The organism is Rheinheimera pleomorphica (assembly GCF_011634895.1).
GTDB classification, from domain to species: Bacteria; Pseudomonadota; Gammaproteobacteria; order Enterobacterales; family Alteromonadaceae; genus Alishewanella; species Alishewanella pleomorphica.
Genome location: NZ_SIRR01000003.1, coordinates 352,391 through 364,032 on the forward strand (window position 1 = coordinate 352,391; position 11,642 = coordinate 364,032).

Below are 11,642 nucleotides of genomic sequence, written 5' to 3' on the forward strand. Positions count from 1 at the left end.
TAGAAGGGGATGCTTCTGCGGAATTTCAGTATAAACCGGTTCACCTTTCTGTTTGCCATTCTAGGTGTGGCATCCTGTGCTCAGGCAGATGTTAGCGTTAGCATGGTAAATGAGCAATGCATGTTGAATAGCGGAGGCGAGAGTTTAGCATTGCAGCTTACACCGCCATGCGAGCTGGTTAAAATTGACTACAAAGAACACGACTATTATCAATATGATAAAAGCAAGGTATACATTGTCGCAGGGCAAGCTGCGCCGGTATCGCAGTTAACAAAATGGTCAGTTACCGCAGAGGACAAATGCTCACTGCAGTCACAGGCGATAATTGTTACCGATGGAAAAATTCAGCTATCTGCTGTTAAAGAAGGCGCTTTAACCTGTCCTGCCATTGGGCTTGATGAGAAGGTTTACCGAGACTTCTTCGATCGTAAAAAGGCAAAATAAGTATGAAAATTTGGGCGGTGTTAACTGTGTTTACGTTAGTGATGGCTGTGCCTGATACTGCTCAGGCTGAAATGGCTTTTAAGCAGCAAAACGAGTTAAAGCTGTTTCAGTACTATGCTCAGGCCAGCTGTTTAGCTACCGCCTTTACAGAAGGTGGGATTTACGACCAGGCAGTAAGTGCGCTAAATGGCTACCGCGAGTTTGGTGCCATGCCGCTGGAAGCCTATGAAGCATTGATAGCGCCGATACAGCAGTGGCTGCAAAAAGACTATGCCACCCAAGCGGGCAAGCAAAATAACCTGATGAAATGCATCGATTTTGCCGAGTCTGAGCAATTAGCTGAGATCTTTCGGGTTCAAAGCGAAGCGCTGAAAAATCATCCGCGAACCGAAGCCTCGGTTTAAAGCGGAGATTTACGAAGGTTCAATCACCGACCTGCCAAACCTGAGGAAAACTAAGCCATTAGGGATAAAGGGGCAAATCCGTTTGCACCCTCGGCGGTTATTCGCTAGTTATCTAGGAATCATTATTGCGTTTGTCGCGTTTCAGCCGACGCTTTTCTTTAATATCATGTTGCGGCTTCTTTTTGGTGTTTTGCTTACTCATGGCATGCTCCAGGGCAATAACCAGTTGGTGTTGTAGTCGCAGCGGGCTACAATCTTGGCTGGCGAACTAATGCTGTGAAAAACCGTGCTGCGAACCTAAGTGCTTCATATGGAATTCTCCTTCATATACAGGTTAGAGTTACGTATTACCTGGCGTGTTAGTCGCCGAGGATATCTGTAATTAGAAAATGAATATCGATACCTGGAATGTGCAGTTTAACCTGCTCACCAACGCCCTTACCCAGCATGGCCAGGCCGAGCGGCGAAAGCTCTGCTACTTCACCTTTGCTTATATCAGGGTTAGCGCTGGCGACGAGTTTTAACCAACAGCGTAGATCATCATGCATAGAGACAAGTTGCACCGTGCAGCCAGCGGTTACATACAACGGTAGTTTCTTTTGCGCAACGGCATTTAACCGCTGTGATGGGCTAAGGGGTTGTTGCTGTGTTAGCAGCGATATAAAAGAACACTCAGATGATAATGACGTTTGCTTCGCTGTTACACTGTGCACGTCGAAATCTACCCAAAACTGACGCAATGGCATGTTGCCCCCAATCTATGCAAAAGAAGGTTAAGCATTGAAATATTTAGATTTTTAAATTGTTAGAACCGGGCGCAACAGAATGCGGCCGGTTTAAGGCTGGAAGGCGAGTGGGTAATTCACTATAGGGTAAAACGCAATAAGCATTGTTGAATACTCATCTAAAATCAGGCTGTGTCAGCGGCTAATACCATAGCCAATTGGCAAACCTAAAGCAAGCCTTGCCTATAGCAGGGTGAGGCTACGGCCAATTCTTCGTCTGACATCAGCAAGCGATCATAACCAACAGCTAATAAGCCATGTTCATCATCACCTAAATCGTATTCATCGGTTAAATACTCAGCCGCACGCTCTTTGGCGCGTTTTAGAAGCCAGGCATCAAATTCCGGCGTGCCTGGGGTGGGGTTGTGAGGTTTTGTCATAAAGAGCTTTTCTCGTAAGGGTTATCTTTCAAGCCATAACGGCATAAATTAACAGCAGCGCTGCCATTAAAACTGCCAAGAGCCGGAATTTACTAAAAGCGTTACCGACAAAAAATAACGGGTAGTAAATAGCCGCCAGCGGTATTGCCAGATATATCAGCAAAATAAGAGGGGAGCTGCCAAGTTCATTGCCCGGTTGTTTAGCGATATGATAGCTGTAGCCATAGAACAACGTGACTTGCAGTAGTCCAAGCATCATATAACTTTTGCTCTGGCTAACTTTGCTAAAGGCGCTGGTGATAGTGGACAACAAAGCTGGAACAAGGCACCAGACGCTAACAAAGCCAGCCACTAAGTACCAGTCGTCGCTGGCCAGCGGGTAGCGGATGTCCTGACTTAAGCCGCGCAGTACTGCGATAAGTGCAACAATGACAAACAGTAGGGCTGTTGTTGAAACAGCGCGTGCGAGGGTGTCAGGAATTAACGATAAGCCGGATTTTGTAGTGTGCATGGATTGCATAGCCCTTTGAAATACATTTGAATATTAGGGTCAGATAAAAATTAAATCAGAGTTAATGCTGGCTACCCGCAATTACAACACCAGTGCTTGTCTAAAGATTTGTTGCAGTGGGTCAAGGTTTACATCCTGCAATACGCCGTATTTATTGCGCATACTTACGGCGTAACTGCTCGATAGTTTTACCCTTGTTTTCTTGTTTCAACCGCATACCTTCGTATTGCAGGCTGGTTTCATAGTTTTGCGGATTAGGTATAAACTTAACCGGCTTTTCTTTAACGCTGTGGGGGTAGGGCTTAGTCATATTTCCTCCTAACAGTGGCTAAAGTTTACTCTGTTAATACCTTTACTGCCAGTTTTGCTGCTTTGTCTCATTTGGCGTAATACCAGTTCAACACAATTTGTTGTTCAGAATAAAGCTTTCAATATCAAAGTGGTTTACCTCGTCCAGTATCTGGCTTTTAGTGCCGATATGAAAGCCGCGAAAGTGGATGTCGCAACCTGGCTCTGAATTGCTGTAAACCCCCGGCCCGCCACCAAAAATGTAGGTGGTACTGTCTTGATGCGCTTGCTCTGGATCTATGCTGGTTAACCAGCGAGCGGTGATCTCTGTAAGCTGCTCTGGCGTGTCCCGGCGGAAGAAGCGCAGTTTGTCGATGGCGATAACACCTTCGCTAATGTTGCCTTGAGTTAACAGTACGCCGTTTGCCGGGATCTGGTATTGGCGGGCGTCACCCTGATATTGCAACGGCTCACCGCGGGTTTGCGCAAATATCACATAGAAGGCACCAACATAATTCCCCGGCAGAATATAATGCTCAGCCTCGCGTTGTTGCACTGTTTCGCTGCAGGCGGTAAGTGAGCTACATAACAACAGTGTTCTCGTGCAGCGTTTAAGCCCTGCCGTTATTAGCGTGCTGCTGAAGAAACCGGGCATAACGCAACATCCTTGCTATAGGTGGTGAATATTGACTTGGTCTCCGAATGCACTGCGTCGCAGGCCTGATACCCCCGTTGTTTTAATTGCCACAACAACCATTGGTTAGCCATAAAGCCAGACAAGGGTAAGCCCAGCACCAATAATACAAACAGTCTGCTTTGCATCTTGCGAGCTTTTACTGCCGCAACTTTATTGGTGTAACGCCTGGCAACAATGCTCATCAGATGCAGCAATGGCAAGATCAGTGGCAGCAGTAAGAATGCACTGCCGCTTTGAATTTCTACCACTGCTGCTTGTTGCATCGCAACATAGTGCTGTTGTTGCTGCCATAGAAAAAATACAGCAAAAGCCACTGCCAACGTGTGCATTAACAGCAACAAACTTGTTTTAAGCAGTACAGGCATCAGATTGCAGTTTTCCTAATTCAAAGCATGCACGCTAACTTATTTAAACCGCACCTGCTGCAAATGTGGGTTTTGCACCGTAACTTCCAGCAGCGCAATCTCCTCCAGCAGCACTTGCTGCTCGGCTTTATGCTGCTGGATAACTAAACATTCCTGCCGCTGGTCGTTATAGCGGGTGGTGAGTGCCGTGCCGGTGAGCACGGTGCCACCGCTGAGTGTTAGCTTAAGTGGATAATGATACAGACACACCATTTCAATATAGTCATGTAAGTCGCACTTAAGCATAAACGCCTCCTAAGCGAATACGGTCACGGTTTGCCGGCTGATGGCGGCCAGCTTGCCGTCGGGCTGCCATAGTTTGGCAGCGATATGATGATAACCATCGGCGCCGTAGTCAATCTCAGCCAGGTAGCGCCACCAATCGGTATTGCTAAAGGGTAAATCATGCGCGATAAATTCGATAGTCCAGGTCAGTGAGCTGGCCGGAGCGGGTTGGTTAAGTAAGGTTAGGCTTACCGGAGGCCAGGCGTCGACCAGGGCCAGTAGCTCCAGTATGCCGGCTTGTTTGCTCTCATGGCCGGCCATGCGAATGTCACCGCCCAATTGGCGTAGCGGGCTGGCGCTAAAGGGCAGTTGACCGTGGGCAATGCGGTAATCAAAGTGGGTGGTAAATTCAGGTACCGGGCCTTGTTTTGGCAGCGTCAGACTGCTTTCTGTTTGCCACTGGGGCGCGGTATCGGCAGTTAGCTGGTGGGCCGACGGGCGGGCGGCACCAAAACTGGCCAGCAGTACCAGAGCGACCTGGTTGTCTTGCACTATGTCGACCTGCGCCTGTATAACCGATTTGCCCCGGCGCAGAATGCGCCGCTGCACGCTTGCCGGCCCGGCATTTAACGGTGCAACGAAGGAGACTGACACTGAGCGCACTGGCATGTTTTGCGGAATAACTGGCAGTAAATGCGCCATTGCCAGCGCCGCGGCCATACCGCCAAAGACGGCCCGGCCCTGGCCCCAGCCAGCAGGCACGTCAATGGCCATAGTATCTGGTTTATCTGGGCCAAATTGTTGTATTACCTGAAAAAAGTGCATCTTGTCGATCCTGAATATTGTTTGGCGGCATTGTATCAGCAGTGTGGCGCTACTTAGATGGCTAGCTTACGCCTTGGCCGGTAGCGCTGCCACAGCAGCAAAATGCCGGTCAGGGTGAACAGCAAAGAGGCGCCAGCGGTGGTGATCAGTAGCGGGTTATTAAAGTTGCTGCGTTCGTCGTAATCCATAATATGCAGCATCCAGAAAAAGTCGAACCAGCGCCAGCTGTCGGTGCGCACCCGCAGTACGGCGCCAGTGGCCGGGTCGAGATAAAAATGTGTGTTGTCGCTGTCGGCAAACTGCAGCTGCCACAGTGGTGCAGGTAGGTGGCGCACTTCGGCCGGTGCCTGTTGCAGTAACTTAATCTGGTGAAGCCCGGCCTTGCCCTGATATTGCAACTGCGCCAGTTGACTGATGTCCTGCTCGGCCAGCGCTGTTAATAACGAGCCATCGACGGCACTGTAGCGAAAACGCTGGCCACCATCGTCTATCACGTACACGGGCACCGCGCTGAGATGGCTATGGGTAACCGCCAGCTGCTGGCTAAGGTTTAATATCGCTTCGCTACTGTGCTGCGCCAGTACAACGGCCGGGCTAACCTGTGCCTGCTGCCAGTTGGCTAGTGGTTGGCTGCGTAAATGCTCGCCCCTTACCTGTTCAATCGGCAAAACGGCCATTACCAGGCCGCTTAAAAACCACAGCAGTATTTGTGCTACCAGCAGTAAACCCAGCCAGTTGTGCAGGCGGCGACACCATTTCAACATAAGACATTAATCGTCAGTGGAAGATGCTGTTATCTGAACAGAAATCAGCCGCCATTGCAAAAGCAGTGGCGCTGTATATTTAGCTGAATTTAATACTGACGGCTGCGGCGGTTATCGCGTATCAGCCACCAGATCAGGTAGCCGACAATAATGATTGGCAGTAGTGTTACGGCCAGGCTTACAGCAACACCTAAAATGGCACCAAAAAGGCCAACAGCAACAGCGAAAACGGTTGCCAGTATGGCTAACACACTGGGCAGGCAGTAAATACCAACAATGATTAATAACACGATGGCGAGGGTTCTGGTCATGGTCATTTCCTTGCGTATTGATAATTTGCATAAAGTTATTTATCTATATCAATTGCTATGCCACTATTTATTTTTAATTAAATCAATAAATTACTAAGTTTACTCTGTGTTTTTCAGCCAAGGTGAGCAACAAGATAGCCGATCTGACTATTAAGTAGTTAAAATGCGCAGCCGCGGGCAATGCAAATTAAGGGCTTTACCGATGAAACAAACTGCCAACTTAACTGGCTTACTACAACGGCTGTTAGAGCATAGCCGCCCACTATATAGCCAGGGCAAAGTGGCCGATTATATTCCGGCGCTGGCCCAAGTAGCACCGCAACAGGCTGCGGTAGCGGTGGCCACACTGGACGGTAAGATATTCAGCGCTGGCGCAGCGCAGCAAAATTTTTCCTTGCAGAGTATTTCGAAAATTTTTGGCCTGGTAATGGCAATGAACCGGTTGAGTGATGAGCTGTGGCAGCGGGTACATATGGAGCCCTCTGGCCAGCCGTTTAATTCTATCGTGCAACTGGAGTGGGAGCAGGGCATACCCCGCAATCCGGTGATTAATGCCGGGGCAATTTTGGTCGCGGATGTGCTGGTTAGCCATTACTCGGCCAGCAAAACCGCATTTTTAACCTTTTTGCGCCGTTTAACCGGGGTGGAAACCATTTATGCTGATCAGCAAGTGTACTTGTCTGAATTAGAACATGGCAACCGCAATGCCGCCCTGGCGTATCTGATGAAAAGTTTTGGCAATATTGAAGCCGAGGTACCGCAAGTGTTGGAGCATTATTTTCACCAATGCGCTACCGCCATCAGCTGTGAGCAACTGGCACGCTCGTTATTGTTTTTAGCTAACCGTGGTGTGCAGCCGCTCAGTAACGAAATAATATGCAGCCGGCGTGACGCGCACCGGGTTAATGCTATCTTGTCTACCAGCGGTATGTATGATCAATCCGGTGAGTTTGCTTTTAAAGTCGGCCTGCCGGCCAAGAGCGGTGTCGGTGGTGCTATTGTCGCCATAGTACCGCAGTTTGGCGTCATTGCCGCATGGAGCCCGCCCCTTAATCCTTATGGGAATTCGGTTGTGGCAATGCAAGTCATTAGCCAGCTGGCGGAGGAGCTGGGCTTGTCGTTGTTTTAATAAGTTAACAGCGTAGTTTGATTAATGGCTGTTAATTTTTGCCGTTGCTGCTAGCATAAGCGCATTATCATTCAGGGAAGACAGATGCGACTGTTGCTACTTACCTTATTATTGCTATTGTTCGTTTCGCCGCTGGCCTATAGTCAGCAGCAATATAGCGAGGGCGCCTGTATTTTGCTGCAACAGCAGATAGACCGTTTTAGCCAGCAAAAACAAAGTAGTAATTACCGCAGCGCCAGACGTGAATACGACCGCTTTTGTCTGCAGCCCGCAACCCGCCCTCCGGCTGTCGCTAAAAACCTGCCAGTCAGTAGCGCTGTGCAAGAGCCAACGCCAACCAAAGCTGCAACCGCATTGCAGCAAACCGCCGAACCTGCTGTAACAACGGTTGCCGCGCCGATTATTGAACCGGCGGAAAAAGCCGCAGCCGTTAACCCGGATACAGCAGAACGCGGCTTAAGCACCGAGCGCCAAGATAGCACCGAGCAACAAGACCCTAGCGTGGCAGCAGTTAGCTCTGAAGCTGTCAAAAGAACCTTGCCTGCGGCCGAGGCAACAGCGTCGGCAGCACCTGCAGCGCCGGTTATTGCTGTGCCAGAGCTGAAGCGTCAGACCGTAGCAGCACCGGTGCTGGCCGCTGATGATCGGCTGATGAATATCATCACCCATATACCGCTTATCGCCGCGAACCTGTTTGCTTTCTTACTGGCAGTATTTTTAGTCACGTCCTGGTTTGGTCTGAACTTACCTGGCTTTAAAGGGGCTTTTGCCGAATATAAATTAAACCGGTTATTGCGCTGGCGCCTGTCGCGGCAATACCAGCACTTTCGTAAATTAAAGTTACTGACCGCAAAAGAAGAGCCGGTCCTGATTGATCATCTGGTGCTAAGCCCGTTTGGCATTTTTGTTATTGCGGTAAAAAGCCATCGTGGCCGCATTTGGGGCAGTGAAACCGAGGCTAACTGGACGCGGCAGTACCTTGGCCGTAAAACCCAGGTGATGAACCCGCTGCATCAGAACTTTAAAAACACTGAAGCGGTGCGCAATCTGTTACAAATATCGGCTTATGATGCCACTGAGCAATTGCACTCGGTGGTGGCGTTTAGCCGGGTGGCGCGGTTTGAAACGCCAATGCCGGCGAATGTTGATTATGTCGACGGTATTTCAGCTTACCTAAAACAGTTTACCCAGCCTTGTCTTAACGATGAGCAGCTAAACCGGTTTGCTGCAATACTGCAACAGGCCAGTAGCGGGCATTAAAACAGAAAGGCCAGCATGACGCTGGCCTTGTTATTTAGCTAAGGGCTATTATTCCCACTCAATCGTTGCTGGTGGTTTGCCGCTGATATCGTATACCACGCGGGAAATACCGTTGATCTCATTGATAATGCGGTTAGATACTTTACCCAGCAGATCGTACGGCAGATGCGCCCAGTGTGCGGTCATAAAGTCGATGGTTTCTACTGCACGCAGTGAGACTACCCAGTCGTACTTACGCGCATCGCCCATAACGCCTACTGATTTTACCGGCAGAAACACAGCAAAGGCCTGGCTTACTTTGTGGTACAGCTCAGCCTTGTGCAGCTCTTCAATAAAGATGGCATCGGCACGGCGCAGAATATCGCAGTATTCTTTTTTAATTTCGCCCAGCACGCGCACACCTAAACCCGGGCCCGGGAACGGGTGACGGTACAGCATGTCGTATGGCAGGCCAAGCTCTAAGCCCACTTTGCGCACTTCGTCTTTAAACAGCTCACGCAGTGGCTCGACCAGGCCCAGCTTCATATGCTCTGGCAGGCCGCCAACGTTATGGTGCGATTTAATCACATGGGCTTTACCAGTCGCTGATCCGGCTGATTCGATAACATCCGGATAAATAGTGCCCTGCGCCAGCCACTTGGCGTTGGCCAGTTTTTGCGCCTGTTCGTCAAATACTTCAACAAAGACGCGGCCGATAATTTTACGCTTGGCTTCCGGATCGTTCTCGCCGGCCAGTGCCGACAGGAAACGCTCTTCGGCATCGACTTTGATAATGTTCAGGCCGAAATGGTCGCCAAACATATCCATCACCTGCTTGCCTTCGTTTAAACGCAGCAGGCCGTTATCCACAAAGACGCAGGTCAGGTTTTTACCGATAGCGCGGTGCAGCAACATGGCCACTACTGAGCTGTCGACACCGCCTGACAGGCCTAAAATAACCTGATCATCACCAATTTGCTGCTTTAAGCGGATAATGGCATCTTCAATAATCGACGCCGGCGTCCATAATTTATCGCAGCCGCAAATATCCACCACAAAATGCTCTAACATGCGCAGGCCCTGGCGGGTATGAGTCACCTCCGGGTGGAACTGCACGCCGTAGAACTGACGCGCTTCATCTACCATACCGGCATGCGGGCAGGTGGGTGTGCTGGCGCAGGTAATAAAGCCTTCGGGAATTTGTACCACTTTATCGCCGTGGCTCATCCACACGTCTAGCAGCGCATTGCCGTTGCCACCAACGTGGTCTTCAATTTTGGCAAACAGGTCGTTTTCGGCTACCACTTCTACCTGGGCATAACCAAACTCACGCATGTCAGAACCCTGCACCTTGCCGCCTAACTGCTCGGCCATGGTTTGCATGCCGTAGCAAATGCCCAGCACCGGCACACCAGCTTCGAACACATATTGTGGTGCGCGCGGCGAGTTCAGCTCGTGTACGCTTTCCGGGCCGCCGGATAAAATAATACCGGTGGGGTTAAAGTCACGGATTTGCGCCTCGGTGACATCCCAGGCCCACAGCTCACAGTAGACGCCAATTTCGCGCACGCGACGGGCAATCAGCTGGGTATATTGCGAACCAAAGTCGAGGATCAGGATGCGGTGGTGATGAATGTTTTTGTTCATAGCGACCTTTAAAAATAAAGCGGCTGGAGTAAACCAGCCGATGAAACCGAAATCAGTTTAGCCTAAACGGTAGTTCGGGGCTTCTTTGGTGATCTGCACATCATGCACATGCGACTCGCCCATACCGGCCGAGGTTACCCGCACAAACTGAGGCTTAGTACGCAGCTCGTCAATGGTTGGGCAACCGGTTAAGCCCATGGCGCTACGCAGGCCACCCATTTGCTGATGAATAATGTTTTCCATCGGGCCTTTGTACGCCACACGGCCTTCAATGCCTTCTGGCACCAGTTTCTCGGCATTGTTACTGCCCTGGAAGTAACGGTCTGACGAACCGTTACGCTGCGCCATCGCGCCCAGTGAGCCCATACCACGGTAAGATTTGTAATAGCGGCCCTGATACAGTTCCACTTCGCCCGGCGCTTCTTCAGTACCGGCAAACATCGAGCCGACCATCACACAGTTGGCGCCAGCCACTAAGGCTTTGGCAATATCGCCAGAGAAGCGGATGCCGCCGTCGGCAATAATCGTCACGTCAGTGCCGGCCACGCCCATCACGGCCTCTGAAATAGCGGTAATTTGTGGTACACCACAACCGGTCACAATACGGGTAGTACAAATAGAGCCCGGGCCAATGCCCACTTTAACCGCATTGGCGCCCGCTTCTGCCAGTGCTTTAGCGCCTTCGGCGGTAGCCACGTTACCGGCAACGATTTGCAAATCAGGGTACTGGGCTCGGGTGTGTTTAACGCGGTCAATCACGCCTTGCGAATGGCCGTGTGAGGTATCAATCAGCAGGATATCAACACCGGCTTCCACCAGCGCCGCAATGCGCTCGTCGGTGCCCGGGCCTACGCCTACTGCAGCGCCAACACGTAAGCGGCCTAACTCGTCTTTACAGGCGTTGGGCTTGCTGGCCGCTTTGTAGTAATCACGTACGGTGATCAGGCCTTTTAATTTAAAGTCGTTATCGACCACCAGCACTTTTTCAATGCGGTGCTGGTGCATTTTTTTAAAGGCTTCTTCGCGTGGCGCGCTTTCCAGCACAGTGACTAAGCGCTCGCGCGGTGTCATCAGGCTAGAGACAATTTCGTTGTTGTTCGCTTCAAAGCTCATATCACGGCTGGTTAGCATGCCAACCAGATTATGCTTGGCATCAACGACCGGAAAACCAGAAAAACCACATTGCTGTGCCAGGCTTTGCACATCACGGATACTCATATCCGGTGTTACAGTAACCGGGTCAGATACGACACCGCTTTCGTACTTTTTCACTTTACGCACGTTAGCGGCTTGCTCTTCGATGGTCATGTTTTTATGAATAAAACCTAAGCCACCTTCCTGCGCCAGCGCTATCGCTAAGCGGGCTTCGGTCACGGTGTCCATAGACGCAGAAACCATAGGAATATTCAGCGTGATGCTTTTGGTCAGTCGGGTGCGTAAATCGGCGGTATGAGGTAAAACGCTAGAGTGCGCCGGTACCAGTAACACATCGTCAAAGGTAAGGGCTTCTTGTTTGATCCTGAGCATTGCAACAATCTCGCTGTGGCTGAAAAGATAGGGAATGTTGCGGCGCAATTTTAACGGTTTTG

General features: G+C 50.4%; 16 protein-coding genes. 4 read left to right on the plus strand and 12 right to left on the minus strand.

What is annotated here, in order from left to right; translation table 11 throughout:
- The first annotated feature begins 102 nt into the window (after positions 1-102).
- Both EYB30_RS02685 and EYB30_RS02690 read left to right on the plus strand, forming a co-directional pair.
- Positions 103-444 carry a hypothetical protein gene (locus EYB30_RS02685; protein ID WP_166836793.1) on the plus strand — a complete coding sequence of 114 codons (342 nt, stop codon included), beginning with the start codon at positions 103-105 and terminating at the stop codon, positions 442-444.
- Positions 445-446: 2 nt separating this feature from the next.
- Entirely contained in the window at positions 447-848 is a 402-nt protein-coding gene (locus EYB30_RS02690) for a T6SS amidase immunity protein Tai4 family protein (protein WP_166836795.1), read from the plus strand.
- Positions 849-1,207: 359 nt separating this feature from the next.
- Here the strand turns inward: EYB30_RS02690 and EYB30_RS02695 are convergent, their stop codons facing one another.
- From EYB30_RS02695 to EYB30_RS02740, 10 genes are all read right to left on the minus strand, one after another.
- Positions 1,208-1,594, minus strand: a complete 387-nt coding sequence (locus EYB30_RS02695; RefSeq protein ID WP_166836797.1) for a GreA/GreB family elongation factor — start codon at positions 1,592-1,594, stop codon at positions 1,208-1,210.
- Between the two features lie 206 nt (positions 1,595-1,800).
- Positions 1,801-2,013, minus strand: coding sequence for a hypothetical protein (locus EYB30_RS02700; RefSeq protein ID WP_166836799.1), 213 nt, complete (start codon positions 2,011-2,013; stop codon positions 1,801-1,803).
- A gap of 28 nt (positions 2,014-2,041) precedes the next feature.
- Positions 2,042-2,524 (minus strand): hypothetical protein, encoded by a 483-nt coding sequence (locus tag EYB30_RS02705; protein ID WP_166836801.1) that lies wholly within the window; start codon positions 2,522-2,524, stop codon positions 2,042-2,044.
- Between the two features lie 151 nt (positions 2,525-2,675).
- Complete coding sequence (locus EYB30_RS02710) at positions 2,676-2,834, minus strand: hypothetical protein (protein ID WP_166836803.1); 159 nt, start codon at positions 2,832-2,834, stop codon at positions 2,676-2,678.
- An 87-nt stretch (positions 2,835-2,921) separates the two neighbouring features.
- Positions 2,922-3,467, minus strand: coding sequence for a DUF6843 domain-containing protein (locus EYB30_RS02715; protein ID WP_166836805.1), 546 nt, complete (start codon positions 3,465-3,467; stop codon positions 2,922-2,924).
- Positions 3,440-3,874 (minus strand): hypothetical protein, encoded by a 435-nt coding sequence (locus tag EYB30_RS02720; RefSeq protein WP_206674547.1) that lies wholly within the window; start codon positions 3,872-3,874, stop codon positions 3,440-3,442. Before EYB30_RS02720 ends, EYB30_RS02715 begins: the two co-directional genes overlap by 28 nt.
- Before the next feature lie 39 nt (positions 3,875-3,913).
- Positions 3,914-4,159 (minus strand): Rho-binding antiterminator, encoded by a 246-nt coding sequence (locus EYB30_RS02725; protein WP_166836809.1) that lies wholly within the window; start codon positions 4,157-4,159, stop codon positions 3,914-3,916.
- Positions 4,160-4,168: 9 nt separating this feature from the next.
- Positions 4,169-4,963, minus strand: coding sequence for an acyl-CoA thioesterase (locus EYB30_RS02730; protein ID WP_166836811.1), 795 nt, complete (start codon positions 4,961-4,963; stop codon positions 4,169-4,171).
- Positions 4,964-5,016: 53 nt separating this feature from the next.
- Positions 5,017-5,727, minus strand: coding sequence for a PepSY domain-containing protein (locus EYB30_RS02735; RefSeq protein WP_166836814.1), 711 nt, complete (start codon positions 5,725-5,727; stop codon positions 5,017-5,019).
- A gap of 89 nt (positions 5,728-5,816) precedes the next feature.
- Complete coding sequence (locus EYB30_RS02740) at positions 5,817-6,038, minus strand: hypothetical protein (RefSeq protein WP_166836816.1); 222 nt, start codon at positions 6,036-6,038, stop codon at positions 5,817-5,819.
- A 202-nt stretch (positions 6,039-6,240) separates the two neighbouring features.
- Between EYB30_RS02740 and glsB the strand changes: the two genes are divergently transcribed.
- Positions 6,241-7,167, plus strand: coding sequence for a glutaminase B (gene glsB, locus EYB30_RS02745; protein WP_166836818.1), 927 nt, complete (start codon positions 6,241-6,243; stop codon positions 7,165-7,167).
- An 84-nt stretch (positions 7,168-7,251) separates the two neighbouring features.
- Complete coding sequence (locus tag EYB30_RS02750) at positions 7,252-8,427, plus strand: nuclease-related domain-containing protein (protein ID WP_166836820.1); 1,176 nt, start codon at positions 7,252-7,254, stop codon at positions 8,425-8,427.
- 48 nt (positions 8,428-8,475) lie between these two features.
- Here EYB30_RS02750 and guaA read toward each other — a convergent pair whose 3' ends face one another.
- A complete protein-coding gene (gene guaA / locus EYB30_RS02755; RefSeq protein WP_166836822.1) occupies positions 8,476-10,053 on the minus strand; it encodes a glutamine-hydrolyzing GMP synthase in 1,578 nt (525 codons plus the stop codon).
- A gap of 57 nt (positions 10,054-10,110) precedes the next feature.
- The gene (guaB, locus tag EYB30_RS02760) at positions 10,111-11,580 is read right to left on the minus strand and encodes an IMP dehydrogenase (protein WP_166836824.1); all 1,470 of its coding nucleotides are present in this window, start codon (positions 11,578-11,580) and stop codon (positions 10,111-10,113) included.
- Positions 11,581-11,642: the final 62 nt, after the last annotated feature.

Excerpts from the sequence above, each read along its gene's own strand:
- guaA (WP_166836822.1), bottom strand. The coding sequence starts at position 10,053 with ATGAACAAAAACATTCATCACCACCGCATCCTGATCCTCGACTTTGGT.
- EYB30_RS02730 (WP_166836811.1), bottom strand. The coding sequence starts at position 4,963 with ATGCACTTTTTTCAGGTAATACAACAATTTGGCCCAGATAAACCAGAT.
- EYB30_RS02735 (WP_166836814.1), bottom strand. The coding sequence starts at position 5,727 with ATGTTGAAATGGTGTCGCCGCCTGCACAACTGGCTGGGTTTACTGCTG.
- EYB30_RS02705 (WP_166836801.1), bottom strand. The coding sequence starts at position 2,524 with ATGCACACTACAAAATCCGGCTTATCGTTAATTCCTGACACCCTCGCA.
- EYB30_RS02720 (WP_206674547.1), bottom strand. The coding sequence starts at position 3,874 with ATGCCTGTACTGCTTAAAACAAGTTTGTTGCTGTTAATGCACACGTTG.
- guaB (WP_166836824.1), bottom strand. The coding sequence starts at position 11,580 with ATGCTCAGGATCAAACAAGAAGCCCTTACCTTTGACGATGTGTTACTG.
- EYB30_RS02715 (WP_166836805.1), bottom strand. The coding sequence starts at position 3,467 with ATGCCCGGTTTCTTCAGCAGCACGCTAATAACGGCAGGGCTTAAACGC.
- glsB (WP_166836818.1), top strand. The coding sequence starts at position 6,241 with ATGAAACAAACTGCCAACTTAACTGGCTTACTACAACGGCTGTTAGAG.
- EYB30_RS02695 (WP_166836797.1), bottom strand. The coding sequence starts at position 1,594 with ATGCCATTGCGTCAGTTTTGGGTAGATTTCGACGTGCACAGTGTAACA.
- EYB30_RS02740 (WP_166836816.1), bottom strand. The coding sequence starts at position 6,038 with ATGACCAGAACCCTCGCCATCGTGTTATTAATCATTGTTGGTATTTAC.
- EYB30_RS02685 (WP_166836793.1), top strand. The coding sequence starts at position 103 with ATGGTAAATGAGCAATGCATGTTGAATAGCGGAGGCGAGAGTTTAGCA.
- EYB30_RS02710 (WP_166836803.1), bottom strand. The coding sequence starts at position 2,834 with ATGACTAAGCCCTACCCCCACAGCGTTAAAGAAAAGCCGGTTAAGTTT.
- EYB30_RS02725 (WP_166836809.1), bottom strand. The coding sequence starts at position 4,159 with ATGCTTAAGTGCGACTTACATGACTATATTGAAATGGTGTGTCTGTAT.
- EYB30_RS02700 (WP_166836799.1), bottom strand. The coding sequence starts at position 2,013 with ATGACAAAACCTCACAACCCCACCCCAGGCACGCCGGAATTTGATGCC.
- EYB30_RS02750 (WP_166836820.1), top strand. The coding sequence starts at position 7,252 with ATGCGACTGTTGCTACTTACCTTATTATTGCTATTGTTCGTTTCGCCG.
- EYB30_RS02690 (WP_166836795.1), top strand. The coding sequence starts at position 447 with ATGAAAATTTGGGCGGTGTTAACTGTGTTTACGTTAGTGATGGCTGTG.